21 protein-coding genes are annotated in these 25,087 nt (G+C 58.3%); 16 read left to right on the forward strand and 5 right to left on the reverse strand.

The window, feature by feature from the left end:
- Nucleotides 1–471: OprD family outer membrane porin (locus tag AC1DIS_RS09310; RefSeq protein WP_477780842.1), on the forward strand; the 471-nt coding region annotated here is incomplete at its 5' end.
- Nucleotides 472–545: 74 nt separating this feature from the next.
- The gene (locus AC1DIS_RS09315; RefSeq protein ID WP_064619401.1) at nt 546–1,955 is read left to right on the forward strand and encodes an amino acid permease; all 1,410 of its coding nucleotides are present in this window, start codon (nt 546–548) and stop codon (nt 1,953–1,955) included.
- Between the two features lie 71 nt (nt 1,956–2,026).
- Here the strand turns inward: AC1DIS_RS09315 and AC1DIS_RS09320 are convergent, their stop codons facing one another.
- The gene (locus AC1DIS_RS09320; protein ID WP_007939160.1) at nt 2,027–2,632 is read right to left on the reverse strand and encodes a TetR/AcrR family transcriptional regulator; all 606 of its coding nucleotides are present in this window, start codon (nt 2,630–2,632) and stop codon (nt 2,027–2,029) included.
- A gap of 134 nt (nt 2,633–2,766) precedes the next feature.
- Here AC1DIS_RS09320 and AC1DIS_RS09325 point away from each other — a divergent pair, with 134 nt between their 5' ends.
- A complete protein-coding gene (locus AC1DIS_RS09325; protein WP_111454379.1) occupies nt 2,767–3,681 on the forward strand; it encodes a DUF808 domain-containing protein in 915 nt (304 codons plus the stop codon).
- Between the two features lie 185 nt (nt 3,682–3,866).
- Here the strand turns inward: AC1DIS_RS09325 and AC1DIS_RS09330 are convergent, their stop codons facing one another.
- Entirely contained in the window at nt 3,867–4,655 is a 789-nt protein-coding gene (locus AC1DIS_RS09330) for an MlaA family lipoprotein (RefSeq protein ID WP_258612511.1), read from the reverse strand.
- Complete coding sequence (locus AC1DIS_RS09335; protein WP_018925099.1) at nt 4,648–5,946, reverse strand: serine protein kinase PrkA; 1,299 nt, start codon at nt 5,944–5,946, stop codon at nt 4,648–4,650. The genes AC1DIS_RS09330 and AC1DIS_RS09335 overlap by 8 nt, the downstream gene beginning before the upstream one ends.
- A gap of 221 nt (nt 5,947–6,167) precedes the next feature.
- Between AC1DIS_RS09335 and AC1DIS_RS09340 the strand changes: the two genes are divergently transcribed.
- Entirely contained in the window at nt 6,168–6,524 is a 357-nt protein-coding gene (locus AC1DIS_RS09340) for a hypothetical protein (protein WP_018925100.1), read from the forward strand.
- A 91-nt stretch (nt 6,525–6,615) separates the two neighbouring features.
- On the opposite strand, the gene AC1DIS_RS09345 is transcribed toward AC1DIS_RS09340, so the two are convergent.
- Complete coding sequence (locus AC1DIS_RS09345; RefSeq protein ID WP_477744256.1) at nt 6,616–8,211, reverse strand: glycoside hydrolase family 17 protein; 1,596 nt, start codon at nt 8,209–8,211, stop codon at nt 6,616–6,618.
- A 285-nt stretch (nt 8,212–8,496) separates the two neighbouring features.
- Between AC1DIS_RS09345 and AC1DIS_RS09350 the strand changes: the two genes are divergently transcribed.
- The 3 genes from AC1DIS_RS09350 (at nt 8,497) to AC1DIS_RS09360 (ending at nt 11,511) form a co-directional block, all read left to right on the forward strand.
- Entirely contained in the window at nt 8,497–9,348 is an 852-nt protein-coding gene (locus tag AC1DIS_RS09350; protein ID WP_477780843.1) for a glycine betaine ABC transporter substrate-binding protein, read from the forward strand.
- A 196-nt stretch (nt 9,349–9,544) separates the two neighbouring features.
- Nucleotides 9,545–9,856 (forward strand): DUF485 domain-containing protein, encoded by a 312-nt coding sequence (locus tag AC1DIS_RS09355; RefSeq protein ID WP_007939152.1) that lies wholly within the window; start codon nt 9,545–9,547, stop codon nt 9,854–9,856.
- A complete protein-coding gene (locus AC1DIS_RS09360) occupies nt 9,853–11,511 on the forward strand; it encodes a cation acetate symporter (protein WP_018925104.1) in 1,659 nt (552 codons plus the stop codon). The genes AC1DIS_RS09355 and AC1DIS_RS09360 overlap by 4 nt, the downstream gene beginning before the upstream one ends.
- 381 nt (nt 11,512–11,892) lie before the next feature.
- On the opposite strand, the gene gltA is transcribed toward AC1DIS_RS09360, so the two are convergent.
- On the reverse strand, nt 11,893–13,182 hold the full coding sequence (gene gltA / locus AC1DIS_RS09365; protein WP_018925105.1) for a citrate synthase: 1,290 nt from the start codon (nt 13,180–13,182) through the stop codon (nt 11,893–11,895).
- 363 nt (nt 13,183–13,545) lie between these two features.
- Between gltA and sdhC the strand changes: the two genes are divergently transcribed.
- The 9 genes from sdhC to sucD all read left to right on the forward strand — a co-directional run bounded on the left by sdhC (nt 13,546) and on the right by sucD (nt 24,917).
- Nucleotides 13,546–13,920 (forward strand): succinate dehydrogenase, cytochrome b556 subunit, encoded by a 375-nt coding sequence (sdhC, locus tag AC1DIS_RS09370; protein WP_015096190.1) that lies wholly within the window; start codon nt 13,546–13,548, stop codon nt 13,918–13,920.
- The gene (sdhD, locus tag AC1DIS_RS09375) at nt 13,914–14,282 is read left to right on the forward strand and encodes a succinate dehydrogenase, hydrophobic membrane anchor protein (RefSeq protein WP_003210573.1); all 369 of its coding nucleotides are present in this window, start codon (nt 13,914–13,916) and stop codon (nt 14,280–14,282) included. Before sdhC ends, sdhD begins: the two co-directional genes overlap by 7 nt.
- A 3-nt stretch (nt 14,283–14,285) precedes the next feature.
- Entirely contained in the window at nt 14,286–16,058 is a 1,773-nt protein-coding gene (gene sdhA, locus AC1DIS_RS09380; protein WP_018925106.1) for a succinate dehydrogenase flavoprotein subunit, read from the forward strand.
- An 11-nt stretch (nt 16,059–16,069) separates the two neighbouring features.
- Nucleotides 16,070–16,774 (forward strand): succinate dehydrogenase iron-sulfur subunit, encoded by a 705-nt coding sequence (locus AC1DIS_RS09385; RefSeq protein ID WP_018925107.1) that lies wholly within the window; start codon nt 16,070–16,072, stop codon nt 16,772–16,774.
- Between the two features lie 262 nt (nt 16,775–17,036).
- Complete coding sequence (locus AC1DIS_RS09390; protein ID WP_477780844.1) at nt 17,037–19,868, forward strand: 2-oxoglutarate dehydrogenase E1 component; 2,832 nt, start codon at nt 17,037–17,039, stop codon at nt 19,866–19,868.
- 42 nt (nt 19,869–19,910) lie between these two features.
- Nucleotides 19,911–21,125 (forward strand): 2-oxoglutarate dehydrogenase complex dihydrolipoyllysine-residue succinyltransferase, encoded by a 1,215-nt coding sequence (gene odhB, locus AC1DIS_RS09395; protein ID WP_018925109.1) that lies wholly within the window; start codon nt 19,911–19,913, stop codon nt 21,123–21,125.
- Nucleotides 21,126–21,233: 108 nt separating this feature from the next.
- Nucleotides 21,234–22,670, forward strand: coding sequence for a dihydrolipoyl dehydrogenase (gene lpdA, locus AC1DIS_RS09400; RefSeq protein ID WP_477744257.1), 1,437 nt, complete (start codon nt 21,234–21,236; stop codon nt 22,668–22,670).
- 199 nt (nt 22,671–22,869) lie between these two features.
- Nucleotides 22,870–24,036 carry an ADP-forming succinate--CoA ligase subunit beta gene (sucC, locus tag AC1DIS_RS09405; protein ID WP_007919879.1) on the forward strand — a complete coding sequence of 389 codons (1,167 nt, stop codon included), beginning with the start codon at nt 22,870–22,872 and terminating at the stop codon, nt 24,034–24,036.
- Nucleotides 24,036–24,917 (forward strand): succinate--CoA ligase subunit alpha, encoded by an 882-nt coding sequence (sucD, locus tag AC1DIS_RS09410; protein WP_477780845.1) that lies wholly within the window; start codon nt 24,036–24,038, stop codon nt 24,915–24,917. The genes sucC and sucD overlap by 1 nt, the downstream gene beginning before the upstream one ends.
- The last annotated feature ends 170 nt before the right edge of the window (nt 24,918–25,087 follow it).

Raw genomic sequence — 25,087 nt, forward strand, 5'->3', positions numbered from 1 at the left:
GGCGCGCACCGCTTGACCCTGGCCTACCAACGGGTCGATGGCGATGAACCGTTCGATTATCTCGGCTTCGATCAGCAGCCGGGCACCTCGGTATTCCTTGCCAACTCGGTACAGATCCTCGACTTCAACGCGCCCAATGAGCGTTCTTGGCAGCTGCGTTATGACCTGGACATGGCGCCCTTTGGCGTGCCGGGCCTGAGCTTCATGTCGCGCTATGTGAGCGGTGACCATATCGACGACAGCCACTACGACGGCGGCCCCAATGGTGCCTATGGACGTTACGGCAGTGACGGCAAGCGCTGGGAACGCGACCTTGAAGCGCGCTACGTGGTGCAGGAGGGCAAGGCCAAGGACCTGTCGATACGTGTGCGTCAGGCCAGTGTGCGTTCCACCGCCCAGGTGGCCCGGGCGGACACCACCGACAACAACGAAGTCCGGGTGATCGTCGAGTATCCGCTGAATATTTTCTGATCCGTGGCTGATCCCCACCGGCAACCCAAACGATTTGCTCTCTTCAAGAAAGACAATATTCAGAGGAAAGAAAAATGACCGATAACGCCGGTTTTGAAAACATCTCCAAGCGTGAGCAGGGCCTCAGGCGCCAGCTCACCTCGGGTCAGATGAGCATGATCGCCATTGGCGGTGCGATTGGCACCGGGCTGTTCATGGGCAGTGCCTACGCCATTGGTTATGCCGGGCCGAGCGTGCTGCTCAGCTATGCGATTGGCGCGATCATCACCCTGCTGTTGATGGGCTGTCTGGCGGAAATGACGGTGGCCCATTCGACCTCCGGCTCGTTCGGCGCCTATGCCGAATTCTATGTCAGCCCATTGGCCGGGTTCCTGGTGCGCTATGCCTATTGGGCGGCGATTGTGCTGGCAGTGGGCACGGAAGTGACGGCGGTGGCGATGTACATGAAGTACTGGTTCGCCAACGTACCGGAATGGATCTGGATTGTTTCGTTCTCGAGCATGCTGATCGTGCTCAACGCCATCAGCGTGAAAACCTTCGGCACCTTCGAGTACTGGTTCTCGACCATCAAGATCGGTGCGATTGTCGGCTTCATCATCCTCGCGGTGTATGTGGTGTTCGGTTCCGGCAACGCGGATTACGGCGTGCACAATTACACCGCCCACGGCGGCTTCTTTCCCAATGGTCTGCAAGGCATGTGGATTGCGGTGATCGTCTCGATCTTCAGCTATCTGAGCGTGGAAATGATCGCAGTGGCCGCCGGCGAGGCGCAGGACCCGGAGCGGGCGGTGAAGAAGGCTTTTCGTGCGACCATCGTGCGGCTGGTGGTGTTCTACCTGCTGACCCTGGCCCTGATGCTGGCGATTGTGCCGTGGGTCCAGGCCGGTCAAGCGCAGAGCCCGTTCGTCACCGTCATGCAGACCATCGGCATTCCCGGTGCAACCGGCGTGATGAATTTCGTGATCCTGATTGCGGCGTTGTCGGCGATGAACAGTCAGCTCTACATCACCACCCGCATGATGTTCAGCCTGTCCCGCGGTGGTTATGCACCCAAGTCCATGGGGGTGTTGAGCAAGACCGGAATCCCGCTGAATGCCTTGTTGCTGTCGAGCTCCGGCATTGCCCTGGCAACGTTGCTCAATGTGCTGTACCCGGAAAGCTCCTTCACCTTGATGATGGCGATCTCGATGTTCGGCGCGATCTTCACCTGGTTCATGATCTTCCTGACCCACTACTGTTTCCGTCGCTACCACGAGCGCAACGGTGAACGGAAACTGTCCTTTCGCATGCGCCTGTTCCCGTACACCACGCTGTTGGGGCTGCTGCTGATGGGCGCGGTGATGATCACCACCTACTTCACCGATGCCTTCAAAATGACCTTGGTATTCGGTGTGCCTTTCCTGCTGATCCTCACGATCGTCTACTGGATCTTCTTCAGAAAACCCAAGGCAGCCGTGGTGTTGAATCCGCTGCCGAAGGTTTAGAGGGCGCAAACACGCAATCCCGACCGGCAGTTTTCATGGACTGCCGAGTCGGCATTGATCCTGGGCTGCTATCAGTCCGGCTCACACCCCTTGAGCACCAACCGGATAATCGTCTGTGCCGCCGCCTCATAATCAGCCTCATCCAGCTTGGCCTTGCCGGTCACTGCAGAAATCTGCCAGTCGAAATCGGCGTAGGTCTGGGTCGCGGCCCAAATGCTGAACATCAGGTGGTTGGGGTCGATCGGGGCGATCTGGCCGCGGTCGATCCAGGTCTGGATGCAGTCGATGTTGTGCCTGGCCTGGCCGTTGAGCTGCTCGACCAGGTCGGGGCTCAAATGCGGGGCGCCGTGCATGATTTCGCTGGCGAACACCTTGGAGGCGAAGGGCAGGTCGCGGGAGATGCGGATTTTCGAGCGGATGTAGCCACTGAGCACTTCGCTGGGCACGCCGTCGGCGTTGAACGGCGTCGAGGCTTGCAGGATAGGCTCGATGATGCTTTCCAGGACCTCGCGGTAGAGGTTTTCCTTGGATTTGAAGTAGTAGTAGACGTTAGGCTTGGGCAGCCCGGCCTTGGCCGCGATGTCACTGGTTTTGGTCGCAGCGAAGCCCTTGTCGGCAAATTCTTCACTGGCGGCACGCAGGATCAGTTCTTTGTTGCGCTCGCGGATAGTGCTCATAAACCAAGGGGTTCCTTGCCTGTTCTGGCGGTTGCGCATGGTAGCACCGGCCTCGCGCGGCGCTCAAGAATGCCCCGTGTGGCCTCGGGTCGCGTTATGCTGCGCACCATTCATTCAAGAAGGAAACCCGATTCATGGCAGGAAGCAGTTTGCTGGTGCTGATCGACGACATCGCCACCGTACTGGACGATGTAGCGTTGATGACCAAAATGGCCGCGAAGAAGACCGCCGGTGTACTGGGCGACGATCTGGCGCTCAACGCCCAGCAGGTTTCCGGCGTGCGTGCGGAACGGGAAATCCCGGTGGTATGGGCAGTCGCCAAGGGCTCGTTTCTCAACAAGCTGATCCTGGTGCCGTCGGCGTTGGCCATCAGTGCGTTCATTCCGTGGCTGGTCACACCGTTGCTGATGGTCGGTGGCGCTTACCTGTGCTTCGAAGGCTTCGAAAAACTCGCCCACAAATTCCTGCACAGCAAAGCCGAAGATCAGGCTGAACACGCAGAGCTGGTCGAGGCCGTGGCCAACCCGGCAGTCGATCTGGTGGCGTTCGAGAAGGACAAGATCAAAGGGGCGATTCGTACCGACTTCATTTTGTCAGCGGAAATCATCGCCATCACCCTGGGCACGGTGGCTGACGCTTCGCTGACCCAGCAAGTGATCGTGCTCTCGGGCATCGCCATCGTCATGACTATCGGCGTCTATGGCCTGGTGGCCGGCATCGTCAAGCTCGACGACCTTGGCCTGTGGCTGACCCAGAAGCCGGGCCAGATGGCTAAAAGCATCGGCGACGGGATTCTGCGCGCGGCGCCGTACATGATGAAAAGTCTGTCGGTAATCGGCACGGCGGCGATGTTTCTGGTCGGCGGCGGGATTCTGACCCATGGCGTGCCGGTGGTGCATCACTGGATCGAAAGTGTCACCGCAGCGTCTGGTGGCGCCGGGTTTATCGTGCCGACGTTGCTCAATGCAGTGGCCGGGATTGTGGCAGGGGCGGCGGTGCTGATTGGGGTAATGGCTGTCAGCAAGGTTTGGAAGACAGTGAAAGCCTGAAACCTGGTCAGTCCCGTAGGAGCGAGGCTTGCCCGCGAATGGAGCGCGTCGGTTGAACTGAATGACCGCGTTATCGTTCTTCGCGGGCAAGCCTCGCTCCTACAGTGATTGGTGGTGTTTGATACGCCGCGCATGAAAAAGGCCATTCGACGCAAATCGAATGGCCTTTTTTGCTGCCGATGGAGTTACTCGGCGATCTGCAGCTTGCGCGCCTCGGTATACACGTAACGCACTTTTTCATACTCGAACGGTGTGTTCATCTGCCCGTAGCGGAAGCCGTTCTGATAGCGCTTGTCGATAGCGCGCAGTGCCCAGATTTCCGGGTGGTTGGAACTGACTTCGGACACGTTCAGGAAATTGATCGCCGATTCGCCGGTGTAGTCGACCGCCAGGCCCGCGGTGTCGCGCAGGTTCGACGGGCCGAGGATTGGCAGCACCAGGTAGGCGCCGCCCGGTACGCCGTAGAAGCCCAGGGTCTGGCCGAAGTCTTCATTGCGGCGCGGCAGGCCCATGGCGGTGGCCGGATCCCACAGGCCGGCGACACCGATGGTGGTGTTGAGCAGCAGGCGAGCGGTGGTGTCCAGCGAGCGTTGCCCCTTGAATTGCAGCAGGCTGTTCACCAGGTTCGGCACATCACCGAGGTTGTTGAAGAAGTTGCTGACGCCGGTGCGCAGGAAACTTGGGGTAACGTAGCGATAGCCGTTGACCACGGGCAGGAACACCCATTCGTCGAACCGGTAGTTGAAGTGGTAGACGCGGCGGTTCCACTCCTCCAGCGGGTCATAGACGTTCAGCGCGTTGAGCGATGAGCGTTCGAATTCGCGCTGGTCCAGCCCCGGGTTGAATTTGAGTTTGCTCAGCGGTTCCTTGAAGCCGTCTTTATCGATCACCACTGGGGCGTTGGCTTTGCTGTTGTCGGCATTGGCGACGCCTGCACAGAGTAACGCTGCGATCAGCAGGAAGTATTTAGCCACGGAAAAACTCCAGCATGGCGTCGCTGTTGACGCGATAGTTGAGGTTGCCGCAATGGCCGCCCAATGGATAAACAGTCAAACGGTCGCCAAAGGTGCGGCGCAGAAAGCCCAGGTCGCCAGGGCCGAGGATCACGTCGTCGGCGTTGTGCATGACGGCGATTTTCGGGCTGTCGTGCAGGTAGTCCTTCAGTGCATACAGGCTGACCTGATCGATCAGTTGCAGCAGGCTGCCACCATCGGTGCGGGCGCGCCACATCGGGATGACCTGCTCGGTGATGTAGCAGTCGAAGTCGCACTGCAGCGCGCGTTTAAGGAACGGCGTGAGGGTTGTGCCTTCGGTGATCGGGAATTTCGGTGGCGTGATCAGGCCGCGACGGTTGATCAGGTCCGAGGTAAAGGCGATGTCCGCCGCCGAGAAACGGAACGAAGTGCCGATCAGCATTGCCATCTGCTCGTTGCTCAGGTGTTGCTTGGACTGCTGGAAGTCGTAGAGCAGGGCATCGTTAAGGTCGATGTAGCCCTTTTGCTGGAAGTAGCGGGTCAGTTTCCCCAGCACCAGCTCATAGAAAGTGGTGGTGTTGTTGATGCCCTTGACCTCGGTCTGTACCAGCTTGTCCAGGTTGGTGACCGAGGTGTAAAGGTTGACCGGCGGGTTGAGCAGCAAGACTTTCTTGAAGTTGAAGCTGCGACGGGTTTCATCCAGGTGTGCAACGAAAGCCGCATCCAGGGCGCCGAGGCTATAACCGGTCAGGAAATAATCGGTGACCGGCAGTTTCGGGTTTTGCGCCCGCACGGCCTGCATCACCCGGTACATGTCTTCGGCATCTTCCTTGGTTACGCCCGGGGTGGCGAAGCGCGAGGCGGCGCTCATGAAGTCGAAGCTGGTGGGCGACGACAGCTGCACCACGTGATAGCCGGCCTTGTAATAGAGCTTTTTCAGGTATTCGTTGAGGGTGCTGTCATAGCGTGCACCGGTGCCGGAGATCAGGAAGATCAACGGTGCGGCATGATCCTGCGTGGCGATGCGATAGGTGAGTTTTTTCACCGGCCAGAAGTTGTCCGGCAGATTGAACTCACGCTCCGGGCGCATCGTGACACTGCGGTCCGACTGATTGATGTCTTCATCCAGCGGCAATTCCGGGCGCAAGTCGGGCGGTGTCGTGGCGATGGTCGCCTCGAACGGGTTGGTCAGGGGGTAGCCATAACTGGCGGCGTCAATATCGGCCGCCAGTACGGACGCACTTAAAAGCAAGCCGCCAAACAGGGCGACGAAGCGCAAGGAACGAAGCATGACTAGATCCCTTAGAGGAAGGTGCCAAATGAAGTTCGCAGGCTATGACCATCGGATTTGGGCCAAAGTGCCATGCATCGGCCGCAAACAGGCCTGATTTCGGAGCAACGGTAGCGGGACGATACACTTTGCCGTTATTTCATGAACAGTTAATTGATGTTATTTGCTTACCACGGGCGGGGGATTAAGCTGGCGGCCGATTTCGTTTATTGGAGTGCTTCATGTCCCGCCGTCTGCCCGTGATTCTGCTGCTCGTTCTTCTGCCATTGTGGCTGGCCGCCAGTTATGGCGCGCGTTATGGCTTCATGGAGGATGCTCAATGGGTCGGCATCTGCGTTGACGAGGCCAGTCGCTGGGAATGCCTGGTGCGCTCGAACCTGGGTTTGATGATTCATTTCAAGGTGTTGGGCTGGGCGGCAGTGGCGGCAGCCGTGACCGGTTTTGTGCTGCCGGGGCGGGCAGGGTGGTGGCTGGCGGTACTGGCGCTGGTGCTCGGGTTTCCGGCGCTGGCGTTGTACACCACCACGTTGGCGGTGTTTGCGGTGGTGATTGCTGCTTTGCGTCTGGTTCGGGCATAAAAAAGATCGCAGCCTGCGGCAGCTCCTACACGGGGATATGCGTTTCCCTGTAGCTGCCGCAGGCTGCGATCTTTTGATCTTGCTGTGTTGATTACCCTTTGCGAACCCGCAAGCTGCGCCACAACGCCGCGACCATCAACACACTCACCAGCGCCCAGCCCCAAGCCTGCTGATTCTGCAGACCTTCACGAAACAGCTGCGGCGCAATGCCGGCGCCGATGATGAAGGTCAGCACGGCGATTTCCCGACGAGGCACTCTCACCGGCCGGCACAGGTACACCAGCGCCGGCAGGATGAAGGCGACACTCGGGAAGCTGCGATAACGCGGGTCAAACACCAGTTCCAGCATCATCACCGCCGCGGCAAAACCTGTCGCTGCCAGCCACCAGCCGGCTCGACGTTCGAGTGCATTGAAGGCGCGTCCACGCCAACCGGTGCGGGCGCTCAAGGTCAGCGCGGCATGGGCCAGCACCAACAGGTTCAACCCCGTCAGCAACGCTACCCACAACCATTCACTGGCAAATCGGGTGGTGACGCGGGCCAGGTCGCCCCAGGCGCCAATCGAGCAGGCCGCCAGGGCACCGAGCAGTGGCAGCACCAACGCTGCGCGGGTGCTGCGAACCCGACCGCCGAGGATCAGCGTGCCGATGAAGATCAAGCCACCCACCGCCAGCCATTGCGACCAGTACGGCACGTTCGAGACCGGCCCGGCGAGCACGCCCTTGTCCTGGCGATCGGCATCGAACAGTCCCCAATAACCGCCCACCGCCCCTTCGCTGGCGCGTTTCCAGGGCTGGTCGAACGCCTCGATCAGGTTGTAATGCCAGCCTTGCTGCTCGGCCATGATCACAAAGCTGCGGATGAACTTGGCTTCATTGACCCGGCTCGGCAGCGCCGTTTCGCGCTGACGACCTTCGCTCGGCCAGCCGGTTTCGCCAATCATCACGTCCTTGGGCGCGAACTTGTTGCCGAACACCTGGCGCACTTCTGCCACATGTTGCAGCGCAGCATCGATGTTCGACGGATCGTCTTCCCAGTACGGCAATAAATGGATGGTCAGGAAATCCACTGCCGGGGCGACTTCCGGATGTTTGAGCCAGAACTCCCAGACGTCGGCGTAGGTCACTGGTTGCTTGATCCGGCTTTTGACTTTATTGATCAGCGTTGCCAGTTGCGCGCCGGTGACTTCCTTGCGCAGCAGGGCTTCGTTGCCGACGATGACCGAGGTCACCACATCCGGGTTGGCATTGGCCGAGGCGATCAGCAGGTCGACTTCCTTGGCGGTGTCCACCGGGTTGCTGTTGACCCAGGCGCCGATCATCAGCTTCAAGCCGTGCTTGCGCGCCAGGTCGGGCAGATCCTGGAGGCCGGTCATGGAATAGGTGCGGATGCATTCGAAACGGGTCGCCAGCAGCGCGAGGTCGGCGTCCATGCGCTCGGGGCGCAGTTTGAACGGCACGTCGAATGGCGATTGGTCCTTGTCGAACGGGGTGTAGGAGGCGCATTGCAGCTTGTGCGTTGCGCTGACCACGTCCGGCAGGATCACCGGTTTGCCGAGGCCGTACCAGAAGCCGCCGAGGGCAAACAGCCCCAGCAGGCAAGCGAAAAGATAAGCCAAAAAAGGAAAGCGTGATGTCGCGGGCATGTTCAGGCCGTCTGGGAGCAAAGCCGGGCATGTTACCTGCATTTGGCCTACGCTTGGTGGGCTGCTTGGTTTTGACATGCAAAGTTCAGGCGGGATGGCCTATGCATTTTTAGCGGTCGCGATTAATGGCCTTCTGATGTCGTTTCTCGATGTCTTGAGGTCGCTGGCAGAGCAGGTCACTGTTGGCGTCAGGTTGATGATCGACACGTCAGTACTCCACTGATAATCGAGCGAGTTTGCGGTCGGCGTGATGGGGGCGCTGTGCACCATAAAAATACGTTGAGCGACTCGGCATCCGTCGAGTGCAGCACTTTCGGGGAAGTAACGATGAAGATGCGACGACTCTTGGGCGCAGGTGCCGCTTTGGTGCTGGCAATCAGTTCTACCGTAGCCAGCGCTGAAGGCAAGGCAGTAACGATCGGTTATGTGGACGGCTGGTCGGACAGCGTCGCCACGACCAACGTGGCTGCTGAAGTGATCAAACAGAAACTCGGTTATGACGTGAAACTGCAAGCGGTTGCCACCGGGATCATGTGGCAAGGTGTGGCCACCGGCAAACTCGACGCCATGCTGTCGGCGTGGCTGCCTGTGACTCACGGCGAATACTGGGCGAAGAACAAGGATCAGGTCGTCGACTACGGCCCGAACTTCAAGGATGCGAAAATCGGTCTGATCGTGCCGGAGTACGTCAAGGCCAAGTCGATTGCGGACCTGAAAACCGACGAGAGCTTCAAGGGCCGTATCGTCGGCATCGACGCCGGTTCAGGCGTGATGCTCAAGACCGATCAGGCCATCAAGGATTACGGTCTGGACAATTACACCCTCAAGGCCAGTTCCGGCGCCGGCATGATTGCCGAGCTGACCCGTGCCGAGAAGAAAAACGAATCCATTGCCGTCACCGGTTGGGTGCCGCACTGGATGTTCGCCAAGTGGAAACTGCRCTTCCTGGAAGACCCGAAAGGCGTTTACGGCGCAGCTGAAACCGTGAACAGCATCGGCAGTAAAGAACTGGCAACCAAAGCGCCTGAAGTCGCGAAGTTCCTGAAGAACTTCCAGTGGGCGTCGAAAGACGAAATCGGCCAGGTCATGTTGGCGATTCAGGACGGTGCCAAGCCTGAAGCCGCAGCGAAAGACTGGGTGGCTAAACACCCGGATCGCGTTGCCGAATGGACCAAATGATTTGAGCTGAAGCGTCTGGTCAGCACCTCCCAAGGCCCCTTGGCTTAAATGCCAAGGGGCTTTTTGCTTTCTGTGGGAATTCGGAGGGGGAGAAACCGTCATGTCGTTCTAATACTAAGGTCGTCTGGAACCTCTCCGGCAGCCGCATAGAGTGGATAACGTTCCAACTAAAATCTGTGCTGCGAGGATAAAAACAATGAACGACAGCATTTACCTCTCGATTCAAAACAGCCCGCGCTTCAAGGAGCTGGTTAGCAAGAGAGAACGATTCGCCTGGATTCTTTCAGCGATCATGCTTGGGCTGTACTCAGGATTCATCCTTTTGATTGCTTACGGGCCGCATATTCTGGGCGCAAAAATCAGCCCCGAGTCTTCGATTACCTGGGGCATTCCGATCGGTGTCGGGCTGATTGTTTCGGCCTTTGTCCTGACTGGCATCTACGTACGACGCGCCAACGGCGAATTCGACGACTTGAACAATGCGATTCTCAAGGAGGCTCAGCAATGATCCGGCGTCTAATCGCTCTCTTGAGCATCGCAGCCTTTGCACCGGGCGCCTGGGCGGCTGAGGCCCTGACAGGTGCAGTGCAGAAACAACCGCTCAACGTATCCGCGATCATGATGTTCGTGGTATTCGTCGGGGCAACCTTGTGCATCACCTATTGGGCGTCCAAGCGCAACAAATCGGCCGCCGACTACTATGCGGCGGGTGGCAAGATCACCGGTTTCCAGAACGGTCTGGCGATTGCCGGTGACTACATGTCCGCGGCGTCCTTCCTGGGTATCTCCGCCCTGGTGTTCACCTCCGGCTACGACGGCCTGATCTACTCGATCGGCTTCCTGGTGGGCTGGCCGATCATTCTGTTCCTGATCGCCGAACGCCTGCGTAACCTGGGCAAGTACACCTTTGCCGACGTGGCGTCCTATCGCCTGGGGCAAACCCAGATCCGCTCGCTGTCGGCGTGCGGTTCGCTGGTGGTGGTGGCGTTCTACCTGATCGCGCAAATGGTCGGTGCCGGCAAGCTGATTCAGCTGCTGTTCGGTCTGGACTACCACGTTGCGGTGATCCTGGTCGGTATCCTGATGTGCCTGTACGTGCTGTTCGGCGGCATGCTGGCGACTACTTGGGTGCAGATCATCAAGGCGGTGCTGTTGCTGTCCGGTGCCTCGTTCATGGCGCTGATGGTGATGAAGCACGTCAACTTCGACTTCAACACGCTGTTCTCCGAGGCGATCAAGGTTCACGCCAAAGGTGAAGCAATCATGAGCCCGGGCGGCCTGGTGAAAGACCCGATCTCGGCGTTCTCCCTCGGCCTGGCACTGATGTTCGGTACCGCTGGCCTGCCGCACATCCTGATGCGCTTCTTCACCGTGAGTGACGCGAAAGAAGCGCGTAAAAGCGTGCTGTATGCGACCGGGTTCATTGGTTACTTCTACATCCTGACCTTTATCATCGGCTTCGGCGCGATCCTGCTGGTCAGCACCAACCCGGCCTTTAAAGATGCGGCAGGCGCGCTGTTGGGCGGCAACAACATGGCGGCGGTGCATTTGGCCAACGCGGTGGGTGGCAGTGTGTTCCTGGGCTTCATCTCGGCGGTGGCGTTCGCGACCATTCTGGCGGTGGTGGCCGGCCTGACCCTGGCCGGTGCCTCGGCAGTGTCCCATGACCTGTATGCCAGCGTGATCAAGAAGGGCAAGGCCAACGAGAAGGACGAAATCCGCGTCTCGAAAATCACCACCATCGCCCTGGCGGTGCTGGCGATCGGCCTGGGCATTCTGTTCGAGAAGCAGAACATCGCGTTCATGGTGGGCCTGGCGTTCTCCATCGCGGCGAGCTGCAACTTCCCGGTGCTGCTGCTTTCCATGTACTGGAAGAAACTGACGACTCGCGGTGCGATGATCGGCGGTTGGTTGGGGCTGGTCAGTGCGGTTGGCTTGATGGTGCTGGGGCCAACCATCTGGGTGCAGATCATGGGTCACGAGAAGGCGATCTTCCCGTATGAATACCCGGCGCTGTTCTCGATGATCATTGCCTTTATCGGGATCTGGTTCTTCTCGATCACTGACAAATCTGCTGCGGCTGACAATGAGCGGGCGCTGTTCTTCCCGCAGTTTGTCCGTTCGCAGACGGGGTTGGGGGCGAGTGGGGCGGTTTCGCACTAAGGCTTCTTATATATAAGCTGCGCTGACACGAATGCCCCGGTCGAGAGATCGGGGCATTTTTATTGGGCTTTTATGGGCGGTTATCGCCCTTTGTAGGGGCGAGGCTTGCCCGCGAAGGCTATATGCAAAAGCCAAAGCGAGGCGGCCGGCCGGCCTGATCGGACGTGGGGATATATTCCTCCCGTAGGAACTGCCGAAAGCTGCGATCTTTTGATCTTGCCGTTGCTTTGGCTTTTGATCTGTCTGCTCTTTTCCCGGAGGTCGAGCCGCCGTTACCGAAGAAACGGATATATACACAACCAAAGAGCACAAACAAAAACGGCCTCTATCTATATAGAGGCCGTTCTCGGTGCAACTTAAGACGTTATCGCAAGACAGGTCTTATTTGCGGTCTTCAAGCGGGGTGATGTCACGCGACTCGTAGCCGGTGTACAGCTGGCGCGGACGGCCGATCTTGTACGGGCTGGAGAGCATTTCTTTCCAGTGGGAGATCCAGCCGACAGTCCGCGCCAGGGCGAAGATCACGGTGAACATACTGGTTGGAATGCCGATCGCCTTGAGGATGATCCCCGAGTAGAAGTCGACGTTCGGGTACAGCGAGCGTTCGATGAAGTACGGGTCGGTCAGGGCGATCTCTTCCAGGCGCATGGCCAGTTCGAGTTGCGGATCGTTGGTGATGCCCAGTTCCTTCAATACTTCGTCGCAGGTCTGCTTCATGACGGTAGCGCGTGGGTCGCGGTTTTTGTAAACCCGGTGACCGAAGCCCATCAGTTTGAACGGATCGTTCTTGTCTTTGGCCTTGGCGATGTACTTGTCGATGTTCGAGACATCGCCAATTTCATCGAGCATGGTCAACACGGCTTCGTTCGCACCGCCGTGGGCAGGGCCCCACAGTGCAGCGATACCGGCGGCGATACAGGCGAACGGGTTGGCACCCGAGGAACCTGCCAGACGTACGGTGGAGGTCGATGCGTTCTGTTCGTGGTCGGCATGGAGGATGAAGATCCGGTCCATGGCCTTGGCGAGTACCGGGCTGATCGGTTTGATCTCGCACGGGGTGTTGAACATCATGTGCAGGAAGTTTTCCGCGTACGACAGGTCGTTGCGCGGGTACATCATGGGTTGGCCCATGGAGTACTTGTAAACCATTGCAGCCAGGGTCGGCATCTTGGCAACCAGGCGGATCGCGGAAATTTCGCGATGCTGCGGGTTATTGATGTCGAGGGAGTCGTGGTAGAACGCCGAGAGGGCGCCAACTACACCGCACATGACGGCCATCGGGTGGGCGTCGCGACGGAAGCCGTTGAAGAAGGTCTTCAACTGCTCGTGGACCATGGTGTGGTTCTTCACGGTGCCGACGAACTGGGCCTTCTGTTCTGCGGTCGGCAGCTCGCCGTTGAGCAGCAGGTAGCAGGTTTCCAGGTAGTCCGACTTTTCAGCCAGCTGTTCGATCGGGTAGCCGCGGTGCAGCAGAATACCGTTGTCGCCGTCGATGTAGGTGATCTTCGACTCGCAGGAGGCGGTCGACATGAAACCAGGGTCAAAGGTGAAACGGCCCGTGGCCGTCAGGCCCCGAACGTCGATAACATCGGGACCAACGGTGCCGGTTAAAATGGGCAGCTCGACGGGGGCTGCGCCCTCGATGATCAACTGCGCTTTTTTGTCAGCCATGTGGCCTCCTATTTATGCTTGAAATCATCAGACAGACCCCCCACGCAGGGCCCGCACCACTATAGTGAGATAAATTCGAATGTCAATTTGCCTAAAGTCTTGCTCCAGAAGGCTTTAACCGCACTTTTTTCTCGAAATTGTCTGCCGTTTACGCCTTTTATGTCACTTGTGCAATCCGCTATTAGGGGAAGGTGAACGCGTTGTCATTAGTAGCCTAACTGTCTATACTCGGCCACCGACCGCCAGGGGCTTTTGGGCCTGCTTTATTGGGGGTCGCATCCCTGGGTGGTGGTTACCTGACCAGTGCACTCCCCAACAACTTTGCCCTGATTGTTAGGGGCTCTTCAGTGTGAAAAAAAAGCCGTGAAAAGCCAACGACCTGTAAACCTAGACCTAAGGACCATCAAACTCCCCATCACCGGCGTTACGTCGTTTCTTCACCGTGTTTCCGGCATCATCCTCTTCCTGGGCCTTGGCTTCATGCTTTATGCATTGGGCAAGTCTCTGGGTTCCGAGGAAGGTTTTGCCGAGGTGAAGGCATGCTTGACCAGCCCGCTGGCCAAGTTCGTAGCATGGGGCCTCCTGTCCGCTCTTCTGTATCACCTGGTAGCCGGTGTGCGCCACTTGATCATGGACATGGGCATCGGTGAGACGCTGGAAGGCGGCCGCCTGGGCTCGAAAATTATCATCGCCGTTTCCGTGGTGTTGATCGTTCTGGCAGGAGTTTGGATATGGTAACCAGCGTTACGAACCTTTCGCGTTCGGGCCTCTATGACTGGATGGCGCAACGTGTGTCTGCGGTTGTTCTCGCGGCTTATTTCATTTTCCTGATCGGATACCTCGCTGCGAATCCTGGCATTGGCTACGCCCAATGGCATGGCCTGTTCGCCCACAACGGGATGCGTATCTTCAGTCTGCTGGCCCTTGTGGCCCTGGGCGCTCACGCCTGGGTCGGCATGTGGACCATCGCGACCGACTACCTGACGCCGATGGCGCTGGGCAAGTCCGCGACTGCAGTACGTTTCCTTTTCCAGGCGGTATGCGGCGTTGCGATGTTCGCTTACTTCGTCTGGGGTGTGCAGATTCTCTGGGGTATCTGATCCATGGCTAACATTCCAACGATTTCTTTCGACGCCATCATTATTGGTGGCGGCGGTGCCGGCATGCGCGCAGCGCTGCAACTGGCACAAGGCGGTCACAAGACTGCCGTGATCACCAAGGTTTTCCCGACTCGTTCGCACACCGTATCGGCCCAGGGCGGCATCACTTGCGCCATTGCGTCTGCGGATCCGAACGATGACTGGCGCTGGCACATGTACGATACCGTCAAGGGTTCCGACTACATCGGTGACCAGGACGCTATCGAATACATGTGTCAGGAAGGTCCGGCCGCAGTTTTCGAACTGGACCACATGGGCCTGCCGTTCTCCCGTACCGAAACCGGTCGCATCTACCAGCGTCCGTTCGGCGGTCAGTCCAAGGACTACGGCAAGGGCGGCCAGGCTGCACGTACCTGCGCGGCGTCCGACCGTACCGGTCACGCGCTGCTGCACACCCTTTATCAGGGCAACCTGAAAGCCGGCACCACGTTCCTGAACGAATACTACGCTGTCGATCTGGTAAAGAACGGTCAAGGCGAGTTCGTCGGTGTGATCGCGATCTGCATCGAAACCGGTGAAACCACCTACATCCGTGCCAAGGCCACCGTACTGGCCACCGGCGGTGCAGGTCGTATCTACGCTTCGACCACCAACGCCCTGATCAACACCGGTGACGGCGTTGGCATGGCGCTGCGTGCCGGCGTACCGGTACAAGACATCGAAATGTGGCAGTTCCACCCGACCGGCATCGCCGGCGCCGGTGTACTGGTAACCGAAGGTTGCCGTGGTGAAGGTGGTTACCTGATCAACAAGCACGGCGAGCGTTTCATGGAGCGTTATGCTCCGAACGCCAAAGACCTTGCCGGTCGTGACGTGGTTGCCCGTTCGATGGTTAAGGAAATCATCGCCGGCAACGGTTGCGGTCCGAATGGCGACCACGTAATGCTCAAGCTCGACCACTTGGGCGAGGAAGTGCTGCACAGCCGTCTGCCAGGCATCTGCGAACTGTCCAAGACTTTCGCGCACGTTGACCCGGTCGTCGCTCCGGTTCCGGTTGTTCCGACTTGCCACTATATGATGGGCGGCGTTGCCACCAACATTCATGGCCAGGCGATCACTCAGGACGCCGAAGGCAAGGACACCATCATTCCTGGCCTGTTCGCGGTTGGTGAAGTGGCTTGCGTATCGGTTCACGGTGCCAACCGTCTGGGCGGCAACTCGTTGCTCGACCTGGTGGTTTTCGGTCGTGCGGCCGGTCTGCACCTGGAAAAAGCGCTGACCGACGGTATCGAATACGACGACGCCACCGACGCCGACATCAATGCGGCCCTGTCGCGTCTGTCCGCTCTGAACGAGCGTACTGATGGTGAAGACGTGGCAACCCTGCGTCGCGAGCTGCAAAGCTGCATGCAGAACTACTTCGGTGTATTCCGTACTGGCGAATACATGCAGAAGGGTATTGCTCAACTGGCTGATCTGCGTGGCCGTATCGCCAACGTCAAGATCAACGACAAGAGCCAGGCGTTCAACACCGCGCGTATCGAAGCGCTGGAGCTGCAGAACCTGCTGGAAGTGGCCGAAGCTACCGCCATCGCTGCAGAAGTACGTAAAGAGTCCCGCGGTGCTCACGCCCGTGAAGACTTTGAAGATCGTGACGACGAAAACTGGCTGTGCCACACCCTGTACTTCCCGGGTGAGAAGCGCGTTGCCAAGCGTGCAGTGAACTTCTCGCCGAAGACTGTTCCGACTTTTGAACCTAAGATTCGGACTTATTAAGGGTGGCCGCCATGTTGCAAGTCAGTGTTTATCGTTACAACCCTGATCAGGACGCTGCGCCGTTCATGCAGGAATTCCAGGTTGATACCGGTGGTAAAGACCTGATGGTGCTGGACGTGCTGGCCCTGATCAAAGAGCAGGACGAGGGTTTCTCCTATCGTCGCTCTTGCCGTGAAGGTGTTTGCGGTTCCGACGGCATGAACATCAACGGCAAAAACGGTCTGGCGTGCATCACGCCGCTGTCTGCCGTCGTAAAAGGTAACAAGCTGATCGTTCGTCCTCTGCCAGGTTTGCCGGTTATCCGTGACTTGGTCGTCGATATGAGCATCTTCTACAAGCAATACGAAAAGGTTAAGCCATACCTGCAGAACGACACGCCGGCTCCGGCCATCGAGCGTCTGCAGTCCCCTGAAGAGCGTGAAAAACTCGACGGTCTGTACGAGTGCATCCTGTGCGCTTGCTGCTCGACTTCGTGCCCGTCCTTCTGGTGGAACCCGGACAAGTTCCTGGGCCCGGCTGCCCTGCTGCAAGCGTACCGCTTCCTGGCAGACAGCCGCGACACCAAGACGTCCGAGCGTCTGGCTTCGCTGGATGACCCGTTCAGCGTATTCCGCTGCCGGGGCATCATGAACTGCGTCAACGTTTGTCCGAAAGGCCTGAACCCGACTAAGGCCATCGGTCACATCCGTAACATGCTGCTGCAAAGCGGCGTGTGATTCAGCTGCTGTACCCGTAGAACCGCTGTACCCGTAGATGCTACGGCGCAGGCTTCAACCGGCGCCGTAGTTTTAACCTGAGCAGCAGCCCATAAGGCTGCGGCTCTTATTTTGAAGAAATGAGACAAGCAGGGGCATCCGGGCTGGTACCCGGACTATCAGCGTGATCCTAAGTGGCTTGTTTTAGTCGCTGCATTCGGACTTCTGCAAGTTTGCTCGGTGTCGACGCCGGTGGTGTTCCCCTAACCGAGGGTGACCAAGCATGCAAGAAAGCGTGATGCAGCGCATGTGGAACAGCGCCTACCTTTCCGGTAGTAACGCTGCCTATGTGGAAGAGCTCTACGAGCTCTACCTGCACGACCCTAACGCTGTGCCAGAAGAGTGGCGCACCTACTTCCAGAAGTTGCCTGCTGATGGCAACACTGCCACCGATGTTTCGCACTCCACAATTCGCGATCATTTCGTCTTGCTGGCAAAGAACCAGCGCCGCGCCCAACCGGTTTCCGCCGGCAGCGTGAGCAGTGAGCACGAGAAGAAGCAAGTTGAAGTGCTGCGATTGATCCAGGCCTACCGTATGCGTGGCCACCAGGCAGCCCAGCTTGACCCGCTGGGGCTGTGGCAGCGTCCTGCACCTGCAGACCTGTCAATCAATCATTACGGCTTGACCAATGCCGATCTTGATACGACCTTCCGTGCCGGCGACCTGTTCATCGGCAAAGAGGAGGCGAGCCTACGCGAAATTCACGAAGCGTTGCAGCAGACATATTGCCGCACCATCGGCGCTGAATTTACGCACATCACCGATTCCGAGCAGCGCCAGTGGTTCCAGCAGCGTCTGGAAAGCGTGCGCGGCCGTCCGACGTACTCCGCCGACATCAAGAGTCACCTGCTCGAGCGCGTCACTGCCGGCGAGGGTCTTGAAAAATACCTTGGGACCAAGTATCCGGGTACCAAGCGTTTCGGTCTGGAAGGCGGCGAGAGCCTGATTCCGATGCTCGATGAACTGATCCAGCGTTCCGGCTCCTACGGCACCAAGGAAATCGTCATCGGCATRGCCCACCGTGGTCGTCTGAACGTGCTGGTCAACACCTTTGGCAAGAACCCGCGCGAGTTGTTCGACGAGTTCGAAGGCAAGAAGAAGGTCGAGCTGGGTTCCGGTGACGTTAAATATCACCAGGGCTTCTCGTCCAACGTCATGACCACCGGCGGTGAAGTTCACCTGGCCATGGCTTTCAACCCGTCTCACCTGGAAATCGTTTCTCCAGTGGTCGAGGGTTCGGTCCGTGCCCGTCAGGATCGTCGTAACGATCCTACCGGTGAAAAGGTTCTGCCGATCTCCATCCACGGTGACGCGGCATTCGCCGGTCAAGGCGTGGTCATGGAAACCTTCCAGATGTCGCAGACCCGCGGTTTCAAGACCGGCGGCACCGTGCACATCGTGATCAACAACCAGGTCGGCTTCACCATCAGCAACCCGCTGGACTCGCGCTCCACCGAGTACGCGACCGACGTTGCGAAGATGATCCAGGCGCCGATCCTCCATGTGAATGGTGATGATCCGGAAGCCGTGTTGTTCGTGACCCAGTTGGCCATCGACTACCGCATGCAGTTCAAGCGTGACGTGGTGATCGATCTGGTCTGCTACCGTCGTCGCGGCCACAACGAGGCTGACGAGCCAAGCGGTACCCAGCCTCTGATGTATCAGCAGATCACCAAGCAGCGCACCACCCGTGAGCTGTATGCCGATCGTCTGACCCAGAGTGGGGTGCTGGACGCTGAGCGTGTTCAGGCGAAAGTCGACGAATACCGCAACGCGCTGGACAACGGTCTGCACGTAGTAAAAAGCCTGGTCAAAGAGCCGAACAAAGAGTTGTTCGTGGACTGGCGTCCGTATCTGGGCCACGCCTGGACCGCGCGTCACGATACTCGCTTCGATCTGAAAACCTTGCAGGAACTGTCCGCCAAGCTGCTGGAGATTCCGGAAGGCTTCGTGGTTCAGCGCCAGGTCTCGAAAATCTACGAAGACCGTCAGAAGATGCAAGCCGGCGGCCTGCCGATCAACTGGGGTTACGCCGAAACCATGGCGTACGCGACCCTGGCGTTCGAAGGTCACCCGATTCGCATGACGGGTCAGGACATCGGTCGCGGTACGTTCTCGCACCGTCACGCTGTCTTGCACAACCAGAAAGACGCGGGTACCTATATCCCGCTGCAAAACCTGTACAAGGGTCAGCCACGTTTCGACCTGTACGATTCATTCCTGTCCGAAGAAGCGGTTCTGGCGTTCGAATACGGTTATTCGACCACCGAGCCAAACGCTCTGGTTATCTGGGAAGCCCAGTTCGGCGACTTCGCCAACGGTGCCCAGGTGGTTATCGACCAGTTCATCACCAGTGGCGAGCACAAGTGGGGCCGTCTCTGCGGTCTGACCATGCTGTTGCCGCACGGTTATGAAGGTCAGGGTCCGGAGCACTCCTCGGCTCGTCTGGAGCGTTACCTGCAGCTGTGCGCCGAGCACAACATTCAGGTAGCCGTGCCGACTACGCCGGCCCAGATCTACCACTTGCTGCGTCGTCAGGTGATTCGCCCGCTGCGCAAACCATTGGTAGTCCTGACTCCGAAGTCGTTGCTGCGTCACAAGCTGGCCATCTCGACCCTGGAAGATCTGGCCGAAGGTTCGTTCCAGACCGTGATCCCGGAAATCGATGCGCTTGACCCGAAAAAGGTCACTCGCATGATCCTGTGCAGCGGCAAGGTCTACTATGACCTGCTGGAAAAACGCCGTGCCGAAGGTCGTGAAGACATCGCCATCGTGCGTATCGAGCAGCTGTATCCGTTCCCTGAGGACGACCTGATGGAGGCTCTCGCCCCTTACACCAACCTCGAAAACGTGGTTTGGTGCCAGGAAGAGCCGATGAACCAGGGCGCCTGGTACAGCAGCCAGCATCACATGCGTCGCAGCCTGACCAACCATAAACAAGGCCTGGTCCTGGAATACGCTGGTCGTGAGGCGTCTGCCGCACCTGCTTGCGGTTACGCTTCGATGCACGCCGAGCAGCAGGAACAACTGCTGCAAGATGCTTTCACTGTTTAACGCCTTCGCGCACCTGAAACCGAATTTAAGGACCCACAGATAATGGCTATCGAAATCAAAGCCCCCACTTTCCCGGAATCGGTTGCCGATGGCACCGTTGCCACCTGGCACAAAAAACCGGGCGACGCCGTCAAGCGTGACGAACTGATCGTCGACATCGAAACCGACAAAGTCGTACTGGAAGTTCTGGCCACTGCTGATGGCGTGCTGGGCGCGATCGTCAAGAACGAAGGCGACACCGTTCTGTCCGACGAAGTTCTGGGCTCCATCGGTGAGGGCGGTGCTGCCGCCGCTCCAGCCGCTGCTGCACCTGCCGCTGCTGCCGCTGCTCCTGCCGAAGCGGGCGAAGACGATCCTGTTGCTGCACCGGCTGCTCGCAAGCTGGCTGAAGAAAACGGCATCAACATCGCTTCCGTTGCCGGTACTGGCAAAGGCGGTCGTGTGACCAAGGAAGACGTGGTAGCAGCTGTTGCCGCCAAGAAAGCCGCTCCGGCTGCTGCACCTGCCAAGGCTGCTGCACCGGCTGCTTCGGCTCCGGTATTCGCTGCTGGCGACCGCGTAGAAAAACGCGTTCCGATGACCCGTCTGCGTGCCAAGGTTGCCGAGCGTCTGGTTGAAGCTCAATCGAACATGGCCATGCTGACCACTTTCAACGAAGTCGACATGACCGAAGTCATGGCCCTGCGTTCGAAGTACAAGGACCTGTTCGAGAAGTCCCACAACGGCGTACGCCTGGGCTTCATGTCGTTCTTCGTGAAAGCGGCTACCGAAGCGCTGAAACGCTTCCCGGCTGTCAACGCGTCGATCGACGGTGCCGACATCGTTTACCACGGCTACGCCGACGTTGGTGTGGCTGTTTCCAGCGACCGCGGTCTGGTTGTACCGGTTCTGCGTAACGCCGAACTGATGAGCCTGGCTGAAATCGAAGGCGGCATCGCTACCTTCGGCAAGAAAGCCCGTGACGGCAAACTGTCGATGGAAGAAATGACCGGCGGCACGTTCACCATCACCAACGGCGGTACTTTCGGTTCGATGATGTCGACTCCGATCGTCAACCCGCCACAGGCTGCGATTCTGGGTATGCACAACATCATCCAGCGCCCTATGGCGATCAACGGTCAGGTAGTTATCCGTCCGATGATGTACCTGGCGCTGTCCTACGATCACCGTCTGATCGATGGCAAAGAAGCTGTGACCTTCCTGGTGACCATCAAGAACCTGCTGGAAGACCCGGCTCGTTTGCTGCTGGATATCTGATTTCGTTGCACGGGCCGTTCAGATGGACGGCCCTTCTGTAATGACCAGCTTCGTCCCACGACGGTCCTCAAAAGGGGCCGTCCGGTTTGATTCGAGAAGGAATGACACATGACTCAGAAATTCGACGTGGTAGTGATTGGCGCGGGTCCTGGCGGCTACGTGGCTGCCATTAAAGCAGCGCAACTGGGCCTCACCACTGCCTGCATCGAGAAATACACCGACAAGGAAGGCAAACTGGCCCTCGGCGGTACTTGCCTGAACGTCGGCTGCATTCCATCCAAGGCGCTGCTGGACAGCTCCTGGAAGTTTCACGAAGCGCAAGACGGCTTCGCGATCCACGGTATCAACCACGCTGGCGTGACCATGGACGTGCCAGCAATGGTCGGCCGTAAAGCCAACATCGTCAAAGGCCTGACCTCCGGCGTTGCAACGCTGTTCAAGGCTAACGGCGTCACTTCGATCCAGGGCCACGGCAAACTGCTGGCTGGCAAGAAAGTCGAAGTCACCAAGCCTGACGGTTCGGTTGAAGTCATCGAAGCCGAAAACGTCATCCTGGCTCCGGGCTCGCGTCCGATCGACATTCCACCGGCTCCGGTCGACCAGAATGTGATCGTCGATTCGACTGGCGCTCTGGAATTCCAATCCATACCAAAACGCCTGGGTGTAATCGGCGCTGGTGTTATCGGTCTGGAACTGGGTTCGGTATGGTCCCGTCTGGGCGCTGAAGTCACCGTTCTCGAAGCACTGGATACCTTCCTGATGGCAGCGGACACCGCTGTTTCCAAGGAAGCGCTGAAAACCCTGACCAAACAGGGTCTGGACATCAAGCTGGGCGCTCGCGTGACCGGTTCCAAAGTGAACGGCGACGAAGTCGTTGTGAACTACACCGATGCCAACGGCGAACAGAACATCACTTTCGACAAGTTGATCGTAGCCGTTGGTCGCCGTCCGGTGACCACTGATCTGCTGGCTGCCGATTGCGGCGTGACCCTGGACGAGCGCGGTTTCGTGCACGTTGACGATCACTGCGCCACCACCGTACCGGGCGTTTACGCCATCGGTGACGTGGTTCGCGGCATGATGCTGGCTCACAAAGCCTCGGAAGAGGGCATCATGGTTGTCGAGCGCATCAAGGGCCATAAAGCCCAGATGAACTATGACCTGATCCCTTCGGTTATTTATACTCACCCGGAAATCGCGTGGGTCGGTAAAACCGAGCAGGCCTTGAAAGCTGAAGGCGTAGAAGTTAACGTCGGCACCTTCCCGTTCGCAGCCTCTGGCCGTGCCATGGCCGCCAACGATACCGGTGGTTTCGTCAAGGTCATCGCTGATGCCAAGACTGACCGCGTATTGGGCGTCCACGTGATTGGCCCGAGCGCCGCAGAACTGGTTCAGCAGGGCGCGATCGGCATGGAATTCGGCACCAGCGCTGAAGACCTGGGCATGATGGTTTTCTCCCATCCGACCCTGTCTGAAGCCTTGCACGAAGCAGCGTTGGCAGTGAATGGCGGCGCCATCCACATCGCCAACCGCAAGAAACGCTAAGCGGATAATAAGAAACCACGGCGGTACGGCCCGTCGTGAGCCTTGCGAGCAAGACTCACCGCGGAATGTCCGCTGGACGCAGTCTTGCGTAGCTGCACCGGGTACCCGGAAAGGTTACGCAAGCAGCAGTCACAGGTGGTGCGGCACTTGAATGAGTGCAGCACCGAATGCGCAGTACCTAACGAAGACGGTAATAAGCATGAATCTTCACGAGTATCAGGGTAAGCAGCTGTTCGCTGAGTACGGCCTGCCAGTATCCACCGGTTACGCGGTAGACACCCCGGAAGCAGCAGCAGAAGCTTGCGACAAAATCGGCGGCAGCGAATGGGTTGTCAAAGCCCAGGTTCACGCCGGTGGTCGCGGTAAAGCGGGCGGCGTAAAGCTGGTTCGCAGCAAAGAAGACGCTAAAGCATTCGCACAGCAGTGGCTGGGCAAGCGTCTGGTGACTTACCAGACTGACGCCAATGGTCAGCCAGTCACCAAAATCCTGGTTGAATCGTGCACTGATATCGCTAAAGAGCTGTACCTGGGCGCTGTCGTTGACCGTTCGAGCCGTCGCATCGTGTTCATGGCTTCCACCGAAGGTGGCGTGGACATCGAGAAAATTGCTCACGACACTCCAGAAAAAATTCTGAAAGCCACTATCGATCCACTGGTTGGCGCTCAGCCATTCCAGGGTCGCGAGCTGGCATTCCAGCTGGGTCTGGAAGGCAAGCAAGTTGCTCAGTTCGCCAAGATCTTCGTAGGTCTGGCCAAGCTGTTCAAGGATCACGACCTGGCTCTGCTGGAAGTGAACCCGCTGGTGATCAAGGCTGACGGCGATCTGCACTGCCTCGATGCCAAGATCAACATCGACGCCAACGCCATGTACCGTCAGCCTAAGCTGAAGACTTTCCACGATCCGTCGCAAGACGATCCGCGCGAAGCGCACGCTGCCAAGTTCGAACTGAACTACGTAGCACTGGAAGGCAACATCGGTTGCATGGTCAACGGTGCTGGCCTGGCCATGGGTACCATGGACATCGTCAACCTGCATGGCGGCAAACCAGCCAACTTCCTCGACGTGGGCGGCGGTGCTACCAAAGAACGCGTAACCGAAGCGTTCAAGATCATCCTGTCCGACACTAACGTCGCTGCAGTACTGGTCAACATCTTCGGCGGCATCGTTCGTTGCGACATGATTGCCGAAGGCATCATCGGCGCTGTGAAAGAAGTCGGCGTGAAAATCCCGGTTGTTGTTCGCCTTGAAGGCAACAACGCTGAGCTGGGCGCTAAAGTACTGGCAGAAAGCGGTTTGAACATCATCGCTGCTACCAGCCTGACCGACGCTGCTCAACAAGTTGTCAAAGCTGCGGAGGGCAAATAATGAGCGTCCTGATCAATAAAGACACCAAAGTTATCTGCCAGGGTATTACCGGTTCGCAAGGTAGTTTCCACACCCAGCAAGCCATCGAGTACGGCACCAAGATGGTTGGCGGCGTAACTCCAGGCAAAGGCGGCACCGAGCACCTGGGCCTGCCAGTGTTCAACACCGTGAAAGACGCTGTAGCTGCCACTGGCGCCACCGCCAGCGTGATCTACGTTCCAGCTCCTTTCTGCAAGGACTCCATCCTGGAAGCAGCCTTCGGCGGCATCAAGCTGATCGTTTGCATCACTGAAGGCATTCCTACCCTGGACATGCTGGATGCCAAGGTCAAGTGCGACGAGCTGGGCGTAGTCCTGATCGGTCCTAACTGCCCAGGCGTGATCACTCCAGGCGAATGCAAGATCGGCATCATGCCAGGTCACATTCACTTGCCAGGCAAGGTCGGTATCGTTTCCCGTTCCGGCACCCTGACCTACGAAGCTGTGAAGCAGACTACTGACGCCGGTTTCGGTCAGTCGACTTGCGTCGGCATCGGTGGTGACCCGATCCCGGGTTCGAACTTCATCGACATCCTGAAGCTGTTCCAGGAAGACCCGAAGACCGAAGCGATCGTGATGATCGGCGAGATCGGTGGTTCGGCTGAAGAAGAAGYGGCTGCCTACATCAAGGCACACGTGACCAAGCCGGTTGTTTCCTACATCGCTGGTGTGACTGCTCCTCCGGGCAAGCGCATGGGCCATGCTGGCGCAATCATCTCTGGCGGCAAAGGCACTGCAGACGAGAAATTCGCTGCTCTGCAAGACGCAGGCGTTAAAACCGTGCGTTCGCTGGCAGACATCGGCAAGGCCCTGGCCGAGCTGACCGGTTGGGCCGTCAAGTAAGCCTCGCGCTTAACTGACGCTCCACCAAACAAAGGCCACCTTCGGGTGGCCTTTGTCATTTCCGGGGTTTGAGATATTCGCAGCGCTTTTTGTGGCGAGGGAGGTTGTGAAAATTAGATATGTAAACACGACACTGAAATGTCGCGTATCGGATAGTTCGCCCCGTAATA

The sequence above is a fragment of the Pseudomonas sp. 05N433 genome, assembly GCF_056396925.1.